Here is a 14,527-nt window from a genome sequence, read left to right as displayed (position 1 = left end):
TTTGCCGGTCGGCCGACGCCTTTCGGTCCGCGCCGTTTCTTCCCGGTCCGTCCGCTCAGGACGGTGCCACCGGGTGCCGCAGTCCCGGGTGGCCCGCCGGCAGCGAGCGCCGGATCACCACCCAGCTCACCGTCAACGCAGCCGCCACCAGCGGCCAGGTGAGCGCGGCCCGCGCCACGGCCAGCGCGACCACCTGACCGCCGAGCCAGAGTGGCAGGAACACCGCCACCCGCAGCGCGTACGTCGCCGCCCACACCCAACTGCCCCGCCCGTACGCCCGCAGCAGCGCCGGGTCCCGGCGCCACCGGCCCCGCTGCCGCAACGCCACCCCGACGAGCACCCCGAGCAACGGCCGGCGCACCGCGATGCTCACCAGCCAGACCAGCGCGCTCGCCGCGTTGGAGAAGAGCTGCACGAGGAAGAAGTCGGCGGCCCGCCCGGTGCGCAGCGCGATCACCGCGGCGACGCAGACGGCGAGCAGTCCGATCAGCACCGACCGCGGCCGGTCGCCGCGGCGCACCCGCCACCCGGCCACCGCCGAACCCGCCAGCACGGCCGCGGCCACTCCGCCGACGATGGACCGGTCGGTCAGCAGCCAGCCCACGGTGAACGCCACCGGCGGCACGGTGGCGTCCACCGCGCCGCCGCGCCCGCCCAACAGGTCCGCCAGCGACTCCGGCCGTCCGTCGGCCGGGCGTCCGTGCTCCGGTCTACCGGTCACGTCACCTCCTGTGGTCCGGCCACCCAACCTAGTCGGGACGGACCCGTGGGCCACCGAGCGACCGGCCGGGCTTACCGCTACGGTGTGCGGGTGCAAGCGACGGCAAGGGGTTGGACCGCGGTCTGGTTGGTCGTACTGGCTCTGGCCCAGGCGGCCGCGCTCGTCATGCTGTGGCGCTTCGCCGTGCACACCGGGACGGGCCAGTGGCTGGACACGGTCGCCCTGACCGGCAACCGGATCGGCCAGGACCAGATCGACGGGCCGGTGAACCGGATCCTCAACGCCATGTCGGTGGTGTCGTTGGTGGCCACCACCGTGGTGATCGGCTTCATCGCGTTGATCCGGGGCCGCAAGACACTGGCCATCGCGGCGACCCTGCTGATCGCCGGCGCCAACGTCAGCACCCAACTGCTCAAGCACGTGATCGACCGGCCCTCGCTCGGCATCGACCCGGAACGCGACGCCGTCGGCAACAGCATGCCCAGCGGGCACACCACCATCGCGGCCTCGGTGGCGCTGGCGCTGATCCTGGTGCTGCCGGCCAAGGTACGGGTGCTCGGGGCGTTCCTCGGCGTCGCGTACGCCGCCACCGCCGGGGTGGCCACCCTCTCCGCCGGCTGGCACCGGCCCAGCGACGCGGTGGCCGCGTTCCTGGTCGTCGGCGTCTGGGCGGCGCTGGCCGGCCTGATGCTGCTGGTCTTGCAGCACGAACAGGCGCTGGTCTCCTCGGCCGACGCGCACCGGGTGGCCGCCGCCGTGCTCGGCGTCGGCGGGCTGCTCGCGGTCCTCGCCTCGGGGCTGGCCCTCACCTCACTGCTCGACCAGCAGCAGATCCCGGTCGACGAGCTGGGCCGCCACCCGCTCCTCATCGGGTACGCGGGCAGCGCCGCCGGCATCGCCGGCACCATGGGCGTGGTGGCGGCGCTGGTGCTGCTCTCCGTGCACCGCCTGGTGCCCCGCCACAAGGGCTAACGCCGGAACGTCCCCACCATGGTGCCGCTGGCCAACTCCCGACCGGCCAGCGCGGCGTGCACGTCGGCGGCCTGCGGCGCGTCGGCCAGGTCGAGCGGGCGTTCCAGCGCGTAGAGCCGGAAGAAGTACCGGTGCGCCTCCGCGCCCTTCGGTGGGTGCGGGCCGCCCCAGCCGGTGGTGCCGAAGCCGTTGGGCCACTCCCGCCCGCCCTCGGGGACCGTGCCCTCGGCCACCCCGTCCGACGACGGGGAGATCCCGGTGACCAGCCAGTGCAGGAACGGACTCCGCCCGGCGTCCGGGTCCTCCACCAGAAGGAGCAGCTCGGCCGCCGATTCCGGCACGTCGGACCACTGCAACGGCGGTGAAGCGTTCCCGCCGTCCCGGGAGAAGCGTTCCGGCAGCAGGTCGTGGTCGTTGAATGCGGTGCTGCGCAGCATGATGCCGGCCATCTGTCGCCCGCCCCCTCTCGTCGGCCCGGCGCGTACCCGCGACCGGGACGCCGAAACCGCGTGAGAGGGTACGAGCCGTGGAGACGGTACGGACGGCGTTCCGGAACGAGTGCGCCCGGCTGGACGGATTGCTGCGCACGCTCGCCAGGGCCGACCTGGACCGCCCCACCCCCTGCCCGCCCTGGGCGGTACGCGACCTGGTCGCACACGTCCGCACCGGCGCCGGGCGCCTGGTCGACATGCTCGCCGCGCCGGCCCCGCCCCGGGCCGAGGTCGACGCGGCCGGCTACTTCGGCGCGGCGAAGTTCACCCCCGAGGTGAACGCCGCCCGGATCGACGCCGCCCGGATCGACGCCGCCCGGCGGGAGGCCCGGGAACCGGCCGACGCGGCGGCCTTCACCGCCGCCTGGCGGGCCACCGACGCCGCCGTCGGCACGCAGCCGGCCGACCGGGTGGTCCGCACCCGGCACGGCGACGCGATGACCCTGCCCGACTTCCTGGTCACCCGGGTGGTCGAGGTCGGCGTGCACGGTTTGGACCTGGCGGTGGCGCTGGACCGGGAACCGTGGCTCACCCCGACCGCGGCGGCGGTGATCGCCGAGCTGCTCACCGGCGGCCGCCCGGTCCCGGCCGGGCTCGGCTGGGACCCGCTCACCCTGATCCGCAAGGCCACCGGCCGGGCGTCGCTCACCGCGCGGGAGCGGGCCGTGGTCGAGGCCGCCAGCTTCCGCTGGCTCGCCTTTGGCGGCTGACCTCCGGGCTGGTCGGGACCGGCGAACCTGATGATCGCTTACGCGTCGACGATTGCTTTACCGGCGTGTCGAGTCGCTGACGTGGAAACGATCATGGTCGGGTGCGCGGCCCGGGGCGCGGAGGTGGGTCGGCGCGGTGGGTGCGGTCAGGTGGCGGAGCGGGGAGCCGGGACGTGGGCGACGCTGCCGCGCAGGTGGGCCAGGACGATCGGGTCGATCCGGCCCGGGACCAGCCGCTCCTCGAGGTTCTCCACGCCCGCCCAGGAGGCGAGCGCGTCGTCCAGCCCGGCCTCGCCGACCGGGTGCCCGGCGGCGGCCAGCAGCCCGGTGACCTCGTCGGCGAGCGGGCCGGTGAGGTCCAGCAGGGTGGCCGGATCCGGCTTGCCGAAGAGCATCGTGTGCATGTCGAGCAGCCGGCCCAGCTCGGTGACCGGATCCGGGTGGTCGTCGACCCGCAGGTCGACCAGGTTGTCGCCGGTGCCCGCGTACCCTCCCCGGCGCTGGACCACCAGGATGCCGGCGCTCTGCCGACCCCGCCGGTCGCCCCCGGCCCGGTCGCCGGCGCGCAGCGCGGCGAGCAGCCGCTGCGGGAACGGCAGCGCCTCGCCGCCCAGCCAGGCGTCGCGGACGGCGTCGATGACGTGCGGGCCGGCGAGGATGTTGCCCTGGGCCGCCCAGCCTTCCCCGGCCTGGCCGCCCGCCCAGTCGTGGCAGCGCGGCCCGGTCCAGGTGGCGCCCGCGCCGGTGACGCCGACAACGCCGAGCTGGCGGTCGTCCCGGCCGGGATCGGCGGCGACCAGACCGGCCAGCACGTCGACGGCGGCCGCGCCGCTGCGCAGCAGGGCCAGCCCCTGCGGGCCGTACCCGAGGTTGACGTGGGCCTGGGTGGCGATCGCGCCGACCTCGGCCTCGGCGGCCGGCACCAGCGCGCCGGCGGCGAGGAACTTGCTGGCCACCGCGACGCCGTGCAGGAGCCCGTCGGCGGAGCGGGCGACGATGGAGAAGGTCACCCGTGGAGGTTAGCGCCGAGTGCCCGGCGGGTCCGCCCCGCACGCCGGGCGGATTCCACTCCCGGCCCGGCTCAGAACGGCGGCGCGGCCTCCTCGGGAGGCCGGCCCCGGGCCCGCCGGGCGTCGGCCACCGCCACCGCCGCCAGCACGATCGCGGCCGCCGCCGCGGAGAACAGCGGGGCGTGGTGCAGCAGCACCGGCGTTGCCGCCAGCAGCACCAGGGCCGCGATCCAGCGCGACGGCGACACCCCGGCCGAACACCTCGTACTCGAACCGGGCCCGACCGGCCAGGAAGAGCACCGGCCCGCCGATGATCATCGCCAGCCACGGCACCTCGTTGTGCCCGGTCGGATGTGCGATGACCAGCTCTTGACATCCTCCACCGCCATGAATGGCGGGGATTCCCTCCGCGCTGCGCGCGGAACGCGCAACGCCCGGGTGGGTTCCTGCTTCACCGCACGGTGCCGGAATCGCTTCCGGTCTTACCCACACTCCACAGGCGCTTTACGTCTCCGCAAGCCCTGCGGCGACAGTCACGCTGTGTCCGTCGTGACGCTTCGAGGCTTCCGGCATGACCCTTCGCCTCGCACGAACGCGACGTTACCACGGTCGATGGGGCGTCAGGTCAACGGCACGCTCGGGCCTGGCGGCCCTCCCGCGCGGGCCTTCACCCCCGCCCTGAAGGGCGGAGCACTGGCCCGCATCCCGGTAGCCGATCGCGGTCGAGACGATCCCGACCACCATCACCAGGTGGGTGTCGGCGGCGGACCGGCCGATGGTCGCGGGGTGCGCCGCCTTGGTCACCGCCTCGCCGAGGATCTGCCCGGCCCGCTGCACGTAGATCCGCCAGAGCAGCACCGAGGTCACGATCGCGGCGGCGAAGGCGGCGGTACGGGCCATCGTGAACGCCCCGGCGCTGTAGGCGAAGCCGGTGCCCAGGATCGTCTCGCCGAGCGCGATCAGGAAGAACTGCTGGTACCGCTCGGCCAGGTGCTCCCCGGCGATCTGCCAGTTGCTCACCGTCGAGCGGCCCAGCCCCGGTACCGGCCAGCCGAACCGGGCCGCCATGTACTCGATCAGCAGAGCCAGGCTCCAGAGCACCACCCTCGGATTCGTCGGCTGGAACGCGCCGGCCAGCCAGAACACCCCGCTGACGCTGAACACGACCAGCATCCGCAGCTTGAGCCGCCGGTACTGGTGCGGGCCGAGCGCCACCATCAGGATCAACGGTCGGGTCACCTGCGCGACGACGTACGCCGTCGCGAACGCCAGGCCGGTCTTGGTGAATGCGCCGGGGGTCGCCACCCCCATCACCATGCTCGACACCAGCGCGGTGATCACGACGGTCTGCAGCCAGATGTGGTACGGGTCGTACCGGCTGGTGGTCCAGGCGGTGCCCTGCCACACCGCCCAAAGCGCCAGGAGCAGCAGCAGGGTCTTGCCGCCCCCGGTCACTGCGCGCCAGCCCTCGGCGTGTCCCGGCTCGACGGCCAGGTCCTGGAAGGCGCGGGTGGCGACCCGGGCGAGCGCGAAGACGTACACCAGGTCGAAGAAGAGCTCCAGGAACGTCGCCCGCTTCGGACCGTCGGCCTCCGGCAGGACGCCCGTGGTCCGGCCGGCCGTCATGGTCGGCCTTGCCCGCCGTCGGCCCAGCTCACCTGGCAGTCGTAACACCTCCGGCCGGTCGTCCGGTCGACAACGGGCGTTATCCGTGCGCGCCCACGTCTTGTCGGGGCCCCGGGGAGCGGGCACGATCGACCGGATGACGAATCGATGGGGCATGACGGTGCCGCTGGGCGGGATCCCGCTCGCCGACCACGCCGCGGTCTACGCGGCCCTCGACCGGGCCGGCTTCACCGACGTCTGGTCGTCCGAGGTCAACGGCGCCGACGCGTTCACCCCGCTAGCCCTGGCCGCCGCCTGGCAGCCCGGGCTGCGGCTCGGCACCGCGATCACCCCGGTCTTCACCCGCGGGCCCGGGCTGCTGGCGATGAGCGCCGCCGCGCTGGCCGAGGCCGCCCCCGGGCGGTTCGCGCTCGGCATCGGTGCCTCCTCGCCGGTGCTGGTGAACGACTGGAACGCGGTGCCGTTCGACGAGCCGTTCCGGCGTACCCGGGACGTGCTGCGCTTCCTGAAGGCCGCGCTGCGCGGGGAAACCGTCGACGGGGCGTTCGACACCTTCGCCGTGCGCCGGTTCACCCTGGAACGGCTGCCCGCCGTGCCCCCGCCGGTGCTGCTGGCCGCGCTGCGCCCCGGGATGCTCCGGCTCGCAGCGGCCGAGGCCGACGGGGTGATCCTCAACTGGCTCGCCGCCGACGACGTGCCGAAGGCCCTCGCCGAACTCGGCGGGCGGGGCCCCGACTTCGACGTGGTGGCCCGGATCTTCGTCTGCCCTACCGAGGACGCCGGCTACGCCCGGACCCTCGGCCGGCGGCTGATCACCAGCTACCTCACCGTGCCCGCGTACGCCGAGTTCCACCGCTGGCTGGGGCGGGAGACCGCGTTCGGACCGATGTGGTCGGCGTGGGCGGCCGGCGACCGGCGGGGCGCCGGCGCGGCGGTGCCGGACGAGGTGGTCGACGCGCTGGTGCTGCACGGCTCGCCCGAGCACTGCCGGGCGCAGGTGCGCCGCTACGCCGAGGCCGGGGTGGACGTCCCGGTGCTGGCGCTGCTGCCCACCCCGGAGCTGACCGCCGGGGGTGCCGCCGCGCTCGGTGAGCTGATCGCCGGGCTCGGCCTGGCGGAGGGGTGAGAACTGTTGACAAGACAGTAGGTGATTGCATGCAACGGTTGAACTTGAAGGAGTGGGCGCGGCGTGAGGGTGTGCACCCGGTGACGGCGTACCGGTGGTTTAGGGAGGGTGAACTTCCGGTGCCCGTGCGCCGTGTGGGTGGGTTGATCCTGGTGGACCAACCCGCCGCACCTGCTCCAATCGGCGTAGCGGTGGTCTATGCCCGGGTGTCCTCGGTGGACCAATGCGCTGACCTGGACCGGCAGGTGGCCCGGGTGACCACGTGGGCCACCGGCGAAGGTGTCACCGTGTCGCGGGTGGTGACCGAGGTCGGGTCGGCGGTCAACGGTCGCCGTGAGAAGTTCCTCGGCCTGCTACGTGACCCGTCGGTGTCGACCATCGTGGTGGAGCATCGGGATCGGTTCGCCCGGTTCGGCTCTGAGTACGTCGAAGCCGCCCTGGCCGCGCAGGGTCGCCGGCTGCTGGTCGTGGACCCGGCTGAGGTCGATGACGATATCGTGCGGGACGTGACCGAGATTCTCACTTCGCTGTGCGCTCGCCTGTATGGTCGCCGGGCAGCGGCGGACCGGGCTCGCCGGGCCATCGATGCGGTCACCACCGCGGCTGATCCGAGGTGAAGACGACGCAGGCGTACCGGTTCGCTCTCGATCTCACCCCGCGTCAGGAGCGTGTCGTGCTGGCCCACGCCGGGGCGGCCCGGGTGGCGCACAACTGGGCGCTGGCCCGGGTCACGGCCGTGGTGGACCAGCGGGCCGCCGAACGTTCCTACGGCGTTGCGGACGAGCACTTGACCCCGGCGGCCGGCTGGTCACTGCCTGCTCTGCGGCGAGCATGGAACGCGGCGAAGGCCGATGTAGCGCCGTGGTGGGCGCAATGCTCGAAGGAGGCGTACAACACCGGCCTGGACGCTCTGGCCCGCGCGTTGAAGAACTGGGCCGACTCTCGTGGTGGGAAACGCAAGGGACGCCCGGTGGGGTTCCCCCGGTTCAAGTCCCGCCGGCGGTCAACCCCCACCGTGCGGTTCACCACCGGCACGATCCGCGTCGACCCGGACCGCACACACGTCGTGCTGCCGCGACTAGGCCGGTTGAAGACCCACGAGTCGACCCGGAAACTGGCCCGCCGACTTGAAGCTGACACCGCCCGAATCCTGTCCGCGACGGTGCGCCGCGACAGTGGCCGCTGGCACGTGTCGTTCTGCGTCGAGGTCAACCGCGCAGGCCGCGGCCCCACCCGCCCGGCGGCGACCGTCGGGGTCGACGTCGGCGTCAAGCACCTCGCGGTGCTGTCCACCGGGGAACTGGTGCCCAACCCGCGTCACCTCGACCACGCCGGCCGGCGCATCAGACGCCTCGCCCGGCGGATGTCCCGACGCCTCGGCCCGGACCGGCACACCGGCCGCCGCCCATCGAAACGGTGGGAACGGGCCCGCGCGCACGTCACTGCCGCACACGCCCGGGTGGCGAACCTTCGCCGCGACGGCCTGCACAAGCTCACCACCGGACTCGCCCGCGAGTACGGCGTGATTGTGGTCGAAGACCTGCACGTGGCCGGAATGCTGCGCAACCGCCGGCTGGCCCGCAGCATCGCCGACGCCGGGTTCGGCGAGCTGCGCCGGCAACTGGCGTACAAAACCGAATGGTACGGCGGCCGGCTGATGGTGGCCGACCGCTGGTATCCGTCCACGAAGACCTGCTCAGGCTGCGGCGCGGTGAAAACCAAGCTAGCCCTGTCCGAGCGTGTCTATGCCTGCATCACCTGCGGCCTGGTTCTCGACCGGGACCTCAACGCCGCCCGCAACCTCGCCGCACTCGCGCATGAGGCCACCACCGCCGGGAGTGGCCCGGTGGCTGGACGTGGAGCCGACCATAAGACCCGCCCCGGCGGGCCGGTGGCTGTGAAGCGTCAACCCGGCACCGCCATCGGCGGGTCAGACCGGGACCGTCCCACCGCAAGGCGGGACTTCCGATCACACGCCTACCGAAGTGCACTGATCGGGAACGGGAGCTGAGATGAACCTGACCGACCGGGTGGCGGTGATCACCGGGGGAGCGGGCGGCATCGGTTCGGCGCTGGCCCGCCGCTTCGTCGCCGAGGGCGCCGCCGCCGTCGTGCTCGCCGACCGGGACGCCGCCGCGGTCACCGCGGTGGCCGACGGGATCGGCCCGGTGGTCCGGGGCGTCGCCGTGGACGTCACCGACGAGGGTCAGGTCCGCGAGTTGGTCGCCGACACCGAGCGGCGGTACGGCCGGATCGACCTGTTCTGCGCCAACGCGGGCGTGGCCACCGGCGCCGGCGTCGAGGCGGACGACCTCGACTGGGACCGGTCCTGGCGGGTCAACGTGCTCTCCCACGTGTATGCCGCCCGGGCGGTGCTGCCGGCGATGCTGGCCCGGGGCGAGGGCTACCTGCTCAACACCTGCTCGGCGGCCGGCGTGCTGACCGCGGTGGGGGACGCCCCGTACACCGCCACCAAGCACGCGGCGGTAGGGCTGGCCGAGTGGCTGGCGATCACCTACCGGGACCGGGGCGTCCGGGTCAGCGCGCTCTGCCCGCAGGGCGTGGACACGCCGATGCTCGCCGACGGGCTCACCGCCGGCCACCTGGGCGCCCGGGTCATCGCCGCCTCCGGCGCGGTGCTCACCCCCGACCAGGTCGCCGACGCGGTGATCGCCGGGCTCGCCGAGGAGCGTTTCCTGATCCTGCCGCACCCCGAGGTCGCCGGGTACGCGCTGCGTCGCGCCGAGGACCCGGACGGCTGGCAGGCCGGCCTGCGCAAGCTGGTCCGCCGGCTGCGCGCCGGAGCCGGTCAGTCGACGCCGCCCCCACCGCCACCGGCGGCGTCGCCGTAGGCGCTGTTCTCCAGGATCGCCGCCGAGTGGCGGTCGGAAGGGTCGTGCCGGTGGATGGGCGCGGGGGGCGCGCTGACCGGCGGGGGCGGACGGCGATGGCTCGCCGAGGGGCGGTGTACTCACCACGGGCGGGGCGCTGACCGGAGGCGTGCTGACGGGTGGCGCACTCACCGGCGGCGTGCTGACCCGGACGCTACCCGCCGTGCGGCGCATGCTCCGGCCGCACGGAGGACGGCACCCTCGCTGACCTGCGGTTATATGGCCAATCCGCAGTCGCTGGGCGGCAATTCGCATGATCCACCCGGGCCGTGTACAGTAATGCCCCGTGCGGTCCACCAGGGCGGCTGACCGGTGAGCGACTCACCCCAGCCGACAGGGTAGGCTGGACGTGCAGGTCCGGGTGGCGGAATGGCAGACGCGCTAGCTTGAGGTGCTAGTGCCCGTATAGGGCGTGGGGGTTCAAGTCCCCCCTCGGACACAATCTTTACGCACACCGATGATGCCGGTGCTGGTCGAGCTTCGACCAGCACCGCTGCTTTTCCGGGGTGGTAGGTCAGTCGTAGGCCTAGCTGGCTGTAGATCTCTGCCTTGTCTCGTGGGTCGGCGTCGTGGATGACCTGGGTGAGGCTGGTCAGGGTGGAGACGATGTACTGGATCTCTTCGCGGCTGAGTCTCTTGCGCGTGGTGTCCTGCTGGCGCAGGCGGGCTTCGGCGAGCGTCTTCTCGGCTTGGACTTGGCTGATCCACTGGGTGACGATTGCGGGGTCGGCGCCGGCGTCGAGCGCGGCGCGGTAGTTGGTGAGTTTCCGGTCGGCCTCGGCCAGGGTCCTGGCGTCGGCTGAGGCCTCCGCCTGTTGATCGGGTTGGGCGTCGGTGAGTGTCTTCAGGGTGTGTTCGATGTTGTCCGGGGTGAAGATCTTGGCGAGCCAGCGGTCGAGGGACGGGATGATCTCGTTCTCGCGGAGGTAGACGGTGCGGGGGTGCGCGACGTGGTTGGCGAGGGCGTATTCGTTGGGGAAGCGGCACCGGTAGTGGGGCAGGTTGTGGTTCCAGTTGCCTTGCATCCGCCGGTCGCAGAGTCCGCAGAACAGTAGTCCGCGGAGTTGGTAGGTGCGGGGGGTGGCGCGGGGCATGCGGGGTTTGTCGCCGCGTCCGGCCGCCGCCAGTTGCTCTTGGGCGAGTTCGAAGGTTTCGACGGTGACGATGGCGGGATGGCTGGGGTTGGTGGAGCGGGCGCCGTTGCATTGAGCGTTGGCAAGATCGAGGCAGGCTTGAGCAGTGAAGTCATCGACCCGTCCCGGCCCGTGGCTGCCTCCGAAGTCGGCTTTCGTCGGGTTCCGTTTCCCTGCGGAGGTGATCGTCGTCGCGGTCCGCTGGTATCTGCGCTTCAACCTGTCCTATCGCGACGTTGAGGAGTTGCTGGTCGAACGTGGCGTCGAGGTCGATCACGTCACCGTCTACCGGTGGGTGCAGCGGTTCACGCCGCTGCTGGCCGACGCCGCCCGGTTCTGCCGCCACTCGCCAGGTGATCGCTGGTTCGTCGACGAGACCTACGTCAAGGTCAACGGGGTATGGCGCTACGTGTACCGGGCGGTCGACCAGTACGGGCAGGTCATCGACGTGCTGGTCTCGGCGCGTCGCGACGCCGACGCGGCCCGGCGGTTCTTCCGCCGGGCGCTGTCGACGTTGAAGGTGACACCCGCGGAGGTGGTCACCGACGCCGCGCCGGTCTACCCCGGCGTCCTAGATGAGCTGATCCCGCAGGCGTGGCACCACGTCGAGCGGTACGCCAACAATCCGATCGAGGCTGATCACAGCCAGCTGAAACACCGTTTGAGACCGATGCGCGGACTACGAACGGACAAGACAGCGCAGGTGATCATCGCCGGGCACGCATTCATGCAGAACCTCCGACACGGCCACTACGAACTCGCCATCGACGCCCCGCCGGCTACACGGGTCGCCGCGGCGTTTACCGAACTCGCCCAGGCGATCTGACCTCGGACCCGAGAAGGGTTGGACACGTCCGCCGATCTCACAACGCAACGGCGCCCCGCCACCTGATGCCGTAACACCAGGAGTTCGACGTCCTTCGCGCCGCCGTCCCGGGCGAGCTGGGTCAGCATCTGCAGGACCTGACGCAGGAGCAGGTACACCAGCGAGGCTGCCATACCTTGGATCGTCGCCGCCCCGATTGGGCCGACCTCGCACAAAGCCGCACGTCACAGCCACCGAACCGAATTTACGAGCCCAACACGGTCTGGCCGGCTGCCTCCACCCGGCGCGACATCGCGGGCGTGATCGCCTCTCTGAAGACCGTCGCCTCGGTCTGAAACCGGAGGCCGTCAGCGGCGCACGTTAGCGTGGTGCCGCTGGTAGTGCCGCGCCACCCGAGCGCGGTTGCCGCACGCCGGTGAGCACCACTCGCGGCGCGCCTGCTTCCAGAAGAAGAGCGGGCACGACGGCGCCAGGCACGGGCGCAGCCTCTGATGGTCGCTCGTCAGCAGCGAGATGACCTCTCGCCCCAGCGCGTTGACCACCAGGTCGGCGGCATCACCATGGGTGGCGAGCACCCGGCCGGGACGCGCGGCGGCCGGCCAGTCGAGCTGGACCCAGGAGGCCGCCTCGGCGTTGACCGTCGCCACCGCGACCGCGTGGTCGCCCACCCCCGGGGTGACCGCCGGTCGCGGGTCGGACACCAACTCGGCGGCCAGCTGGCGGGCCGCATCACGAAGCCGCCGGACCCGCGGCGCGGCAGCCAGCAACGGCCCCTCAGCGAGGCGGGTGCCCAGCAGGACGCCGACTCGGGGCTCCATCGCCCGCAGCCAGTCGGCGACCTCAGCGTCCGTCTCGAACGCATCGACCGCCCGGCCGTCGACGAGCCGCACGGTGTTGAGCAGCTCGACGGCGAGCGGTTCGCCGGTGTGCGGCATCGCGTCCGTGGTCATGGCTCCAGTCTACGTGTCTCTAACGGATAGATCGAACTCATGCATTCGCCCCTGGGGAGGGCAACCGTACACCCCCAGGGTCCCTGGTGCTAATGGTTAGCTGCGTTACAACCATTTGGCAAGACGGTGGTCCTCCGGGCACTATCTAATGCGTCGGAAGTAAGCAGACATTAGTACCACTATTCGAAAGGCCACACCCATGTCGACCATCCCCGCCGTTGACGCCGCCACCGCCACCCGCGAGCAGGCGGCGGCCCTCGCCGACGTACGTAAGGCCCTCGGTTCGGTCCCGAACATGGCCAAGGTCATGGCGAACAGCCCGGCCGCGGTCAAGGCTTGGCTGGCTCTGTCCGGTGCCCTTGGCGAGGGCACCCTCCCTGCACCGGTCCGCGAACGGCTCGCACTCGCGACCGCGGAGTACAACCAGTGCGGCTACTGCCTCTCGGCCCACACGTTCCTCGCCTCGAAGGTCGCCAAGGTGGAGGAGGCCGAGATCGAGCTGGCCCGCAAGGCGTCCTCGGCCGACCCGCACATCGCGGCGCTCCTCGAACTCTCCGACGCCATCGCCCGCAACCGCGGGGCGGTCTCGGAGGTCGAGCTGCAGCAGGCCCGCGCCGCGGGCGTGACCGACGAGGAGATCATCGAGCTCGTCGGCAACCTCGCCCTCAACATCCTCACCAACTACACCAACATCCTGGCCGACACCGACAACGAGTTGCCCGCCGTTCGGCCGCTCCAGCACGCCTGACGCAGTGCATCGAGGGCAGGTCCCGTCCCACGGGCCTGCCCTCGATCCGAATGCGAGGAGCCACGATGACCGAGACGAGCCGGTACGACGCAGGCCCGGCAATCGTCGCCGCCTTCGGGATCGCCGGCCTCGGCGAGACGTGGCGCCTGGCAGCCGGCGTTCTCTCCGCGGCGCCGGCGGACGCGCTTCTCGCTCTCGCCGTGACGCTCGTGTTCGTCGCCGTGGTTCGCGCGTGGCTCGCGGCACGCACGACGCCGCACGCTCTCCGCGGCCCCCTGCGCTCCGAACCGCGCTGGAGCCTGGGCCCGCTCGTGGCCCTAGCGTCGCGGCGGCTGCCACCGCCGTGCGACTGCGGTCCACCGGAGGCGCGTCCGCCTGGCCGGCGCTCTTCCCCGCGACTGCCGCCGCCCGGCTCGTCGTGGCGCTGTCCGGCAGCGGGTTCGCGCGATGGGTCGCGTTGGTCGCGGCAGCCGGCCTCACGGCGGCCGTTCTCCGGGGACTGCCCGGCGGGCTCAGGCGAGCAGCCGGGCGATCTCCGCAACCACCTGCGCCGTTGCCGCTGGGTCGAGCAGCATCCATGCGTGGGTCGCGCCGTCGTAGGCACGAAGGGTCGACGGTCGTCCCATCGCCGGCCTCTCGGGTGAGCCAGCGAGGGGAAGTGGCTGCGCTGGACGGGCGAGTCGATCGACGCGCAGACCGCGCTGCAGTGGGGCGTCGTGAGCGAGGTCGTCCCGCACGAGCGGGCTGTCGAGCGTGCCCGACGCGAACGCGGCCTACGCGAGCGCCGTCGACGACGCCTCGAGCACCAGGCTGAGCGTGTAGCTGGTCGTCGCCGTGGGCAGCAGGTGCTCGGGACGTACCGGCTTTCGGCGCGAGGCCCAGACCGGCCGCGAGCGGCAACAGCCGACGCGACGTTCCGACGAATCGGACAAGCCTGCGCCCATCTCAGCTCCCGTGACCAGACATGGAACATGCGCTGCTGGCAGGATCGAGATCGGTTCGAGGGAACCGCCCCTACATTCCGGCCACGCGTCCGCAGCGGTATGCACGAGCAGGCGGTGGTGGGTTCCGGATCACCGGGGGCGCGGGACTGGTGCGGGTTCGGCATTACTTGAGCTGTCACTCGGTACGGAGTCTGAGTCGCTCCCGGGGTGCTGCGTCTTTTCGTTTCACCACACCGGGATCTCGCGCCCTTGGTGCGTGTGGCGGGTCGCAGCGGGTAATGGTCGCCGGCACGCCGACTGTTGACACAGCGACTAGGAGTGAGCGATGCGCACACGACACGCCTCGGCCGGTGACCTCGCTTCCGTAGGCTTCTTGGTC

At 72.2% G+C, this 14,527-nt stretch carries 15 protein-coding genes, 1 tRNA gene and 1 pseudogene; 10 read left to right on the top strand and 7 right to left on the bottom strand.

What is annotated here, in order from left to right; translation table 11 throughout:
• Positions 1 to 55 precede the first annotated feature (55 nt).
• Positions 56 to 721, bottom strand: coding sequence for a DUF3159 domain-containing protein (locus ACLQ2U_RS25155; protein ID WP_425753239.1), 666 nt, complete (start codon positions 719 to 721; stop codon positions 56 to 58).
• An 84-nt stretch (positions 722 to 805) separates the two neighbouring features.
• Here ACLQ2U_RS25155 and ACLQ2U_RS25150 point away from each other — a divergent pair, with 84 nt between their 5' ends.
• On the top strand, positions 806 to 1,693 hold the full coding sequence (locus ACLQ2U_RS25150) for a phosphatase PAP2 family protein (RefSeq protein WP_425753238.1): 888 nt from the start codon (positions 806 to 808) through the stop codon (positions 1,691 to 1,693).
• On the opposite strand, the gene ACLQ2U_RS25145 is transcribed toward ACLQ2U_RS25150, so the two are convergent.
• Positions 1,690 to 2,142 carry a YbhB/YbcL family Raf kinase inhibitor-like protein gene (locus ACLQ2U_RS25145; RefSeq protein WP_425753237.1) on the bottom strand — a complete coding sequence of 151 codons (453 nt, stop codon included), beginning with the start codon at positions 2,140 to 2,142 and terminating at the stop codon, positions 1,690 to 1,692. The two genes, ACLQ2U_RS25150 and ACLQ2U_RS25145, sit on opposite strands and share 4 nt — an antisense overlap.
• Positions 2,143 to 2,219: 77 nt before the next feature.
• Between ACLQ2U_RS25145 and ACLQ2U_RS25140 the strand changes: the two genes are divergently transcribed.
• A complete protein-coding gene (locus ACLQ2U_RS25140; protein WP_425753236.1) occupies positions 2,220 to 2,894 on the top strand; it encodes a maleylpyruvate isomerase N-terminal domain-containing protein in 675 nt (224 codons plus the stop codon).
• A gap of 146 nt (positions 2,895 to 3,040) precedes the next feature.
• Here the strand turns inward: ACLQ2U_RS25140 and ACLQ2U_RS25135 are convergent, their stop codons facing one another.
• From ACLQ2U_RS25135 to ACLQ2U_RS25125, 3 genes are all read right to left on the bottom strand, one after another.
• Positions 3,041 to 3,904: a DUF1028 domain-containing protein gene (locus ACLQ2U_RS25135; protein ID WP_425753235.1), complete on the bottom strand. Its 864-nt coding sequence runs from the start codon at positions 3,902 to 3,904 to the stop codon at positions 3,041 to 3,043.
• A gap of 71 nt (positions 3,905 to 3,975) precedes the next feature.
• On the bottom strand, positions 3,976 to 4,152 hold the full coding sequence (locus ACLQ2U_RS25130) for a hypothetical protein (RefSeq protein ID WP_425753233.1): 177 nt from the start codon (positions 4,150 to 4,152) through the stop codon (positions 3,976 to 3,978).
• 352 nt (positions 4,153 to 4,504) lie between these two features.
• Positions 4,505 to 5,530 (bottom strand): low temperature requirement protein A, encoded by a 1,026-nt coding sequence (locus tag ACLQ2U_RS25125; protein WP_425753232.1) that lies wholly within the window; start codon positions 5,528 to 5,530, stop codon positions 4,505 to 4,507.
• A gap of 154 nt (positions 5,531 to 5,684) precedes the next feature.
• On the opposite strand from ACLQ2U_RS25125, the gene ACLQ2U_RS25120 reads away from it, so the two are divergent.
• The 6 genes from ACLQ2U_RS25120 to ACLQ2U_RS25095 all read left to right on the top strand — a co-directional run bounded on the left by ACLQ2U_RS25120 (position 5,685) and on the right by ACLQ2U_RS25095 (position 10,350).
• The gene (locus ACLQ2U_RS25120) at positions 5,685 to 6,656 is read left to right on the top strand and encodes an LLM class F420-dependent oxidoreductase (protein ID WP_425753352.1); all 972 of its coding nucleotides are present in this window, start codon (positions 5,685 to 5,687) and stop codon (positions 6,654 to 6,656) included.
• Positions 6,657 to 6,694: 38 nt separating this feature from the next.
• On the top strand, positions 6,695 to 7,273 hold the full coding sequence (locus ACLQ2U_RS25115) for an IS607 family transposase (RefSeq protein WP_425753230.1): 579 nt from the start codon (positions 6,695 to 6,697) through the stop codon (positions 7,271 to 7,273).
• Positions 7,270 to 8,667: an IS607 family element RNA-guided endonuclease TnpB gene (gene tnpB / locus ACLQ2U_RS25110; protein WP_425753229.1), complete on the top strand. Its 1,398-nt coding sequence runs from the start codon at positions 7,270 to 7,272 to the stop codon at positions 8,665 to 8,667. The genes ACLQ2U_RS25115 and tnpB overlap by 4 nt, the downstream gene beginning before the upstream one ends.
• A 1-nt stretch (position 8,668) precedes the next feature.
• Entirely contained in the window at positions 8,669 to 9,508 is an 840-nt protein-coding gene (locus ACLQ2U_RS25105) for an SDR family oxidoreductase (RefSeq protein ID WP_425753227.1), read from the top strand.
• A gap of 394 nt (positions 9,509 to 9,902) precedes the next feature.
• A tRNA-Leu gene (locus tag ACLQ2U_RS25100) sits at positions 9,903 to 9,986 on the top strand.
• Positions 9,987 to 10,116: 130 nt separating this feature from the next.
• Positions 10,117 to 10,350 (top strand): hypothetical protein, encoded by a 234-nt coding sequence (locus ACLQ2U_RS25095; protein WP_425753226.1) that lies wholly within the window; start codon positions 10,117 to 10,119, stop codon positions 10,348 to 10,350.
• Positions 10,351 to 10,470: 120 nt separating this feature from the next.
• On the opposite strand, the pseudogene ACLQ2U_RS25090 reads toward ACLQ2U_RS25095, so the two are convergent.
• A pseudogene (locus ACLQ2U_RS25090) lies at positions 10,471 to 10,641 on the bottom strand (zinc ribbon domain-containing protein); the annotation flags it as partial.
• A 175-nt stretch (positions 10,642 to 10,816) separates the two neighbouring features.
• On the opposite strand from ACLQ2U_RS25090, the gene ACLQ2U_RS25085 reads away from it, so the two are divergent.
• Complete coding sequence (locus ACLQ2U_RS25085; protein ID WP_425753350.1) at positions 10,817 to 11,506, top strand: IS6 family transposase; 690 nt, start codon at positions 10,817 to 10,819, stop codon at positions 11,504 to 11,506.
• A 347-nt stretch (positions 11,507 to 11,853) separates the two neighbouring features.
• On the opposite strand, the gene ACLQ2U_RS25080 is transcribed toward ACLQ2U_RS25085, so the two are convergent.
• Positions 11,854 to 12,456 (bottom strand): CGNR zinc finger domain-containing protein, encoded by a 603-nt coding sequence (locus ACLQ2U_RS25080; RefSeq protein ID WP_425753225.1) that lies wholly within the window; start codon positions 12,454 to 12,456, stop codon positions 11,854 to 11,856.
• A gap of 199 nt (positions 12,457 to 12,655) precedes the next feature.
• Here ACLQ2U_RS25080 and ACLQ2U_RS25075 point away from each other — a divergent pair, with 199 nt between their 5' ends.
• Complete coding sequence (locus tag ACLQ2U_RS25075) at positions 12,656 to 13,204, top strand: carboxymuconolactone decarboxylase family protein (RefSeq protein ID WP_425753224.1); 549 nt, start codon at positions 12,656 to 12,658, stop codon at positions 13,202 to 13,204.
• Positions 13,205 to 14,527: the final 1,323 nt, after the last annotated feature.

The sequence above is a fragment of the Micromonospora sp. DT47 genome, assembly GCF_049844475.1.
Lineage (GTDB): Bacteria > Actinomycetota > Actinomycetes > Mycobacteriales > Micromonosporaceae > Micromonospora.
This window is presented reverse-complemented; position numbering and strand designations above follow the sequence as displayed.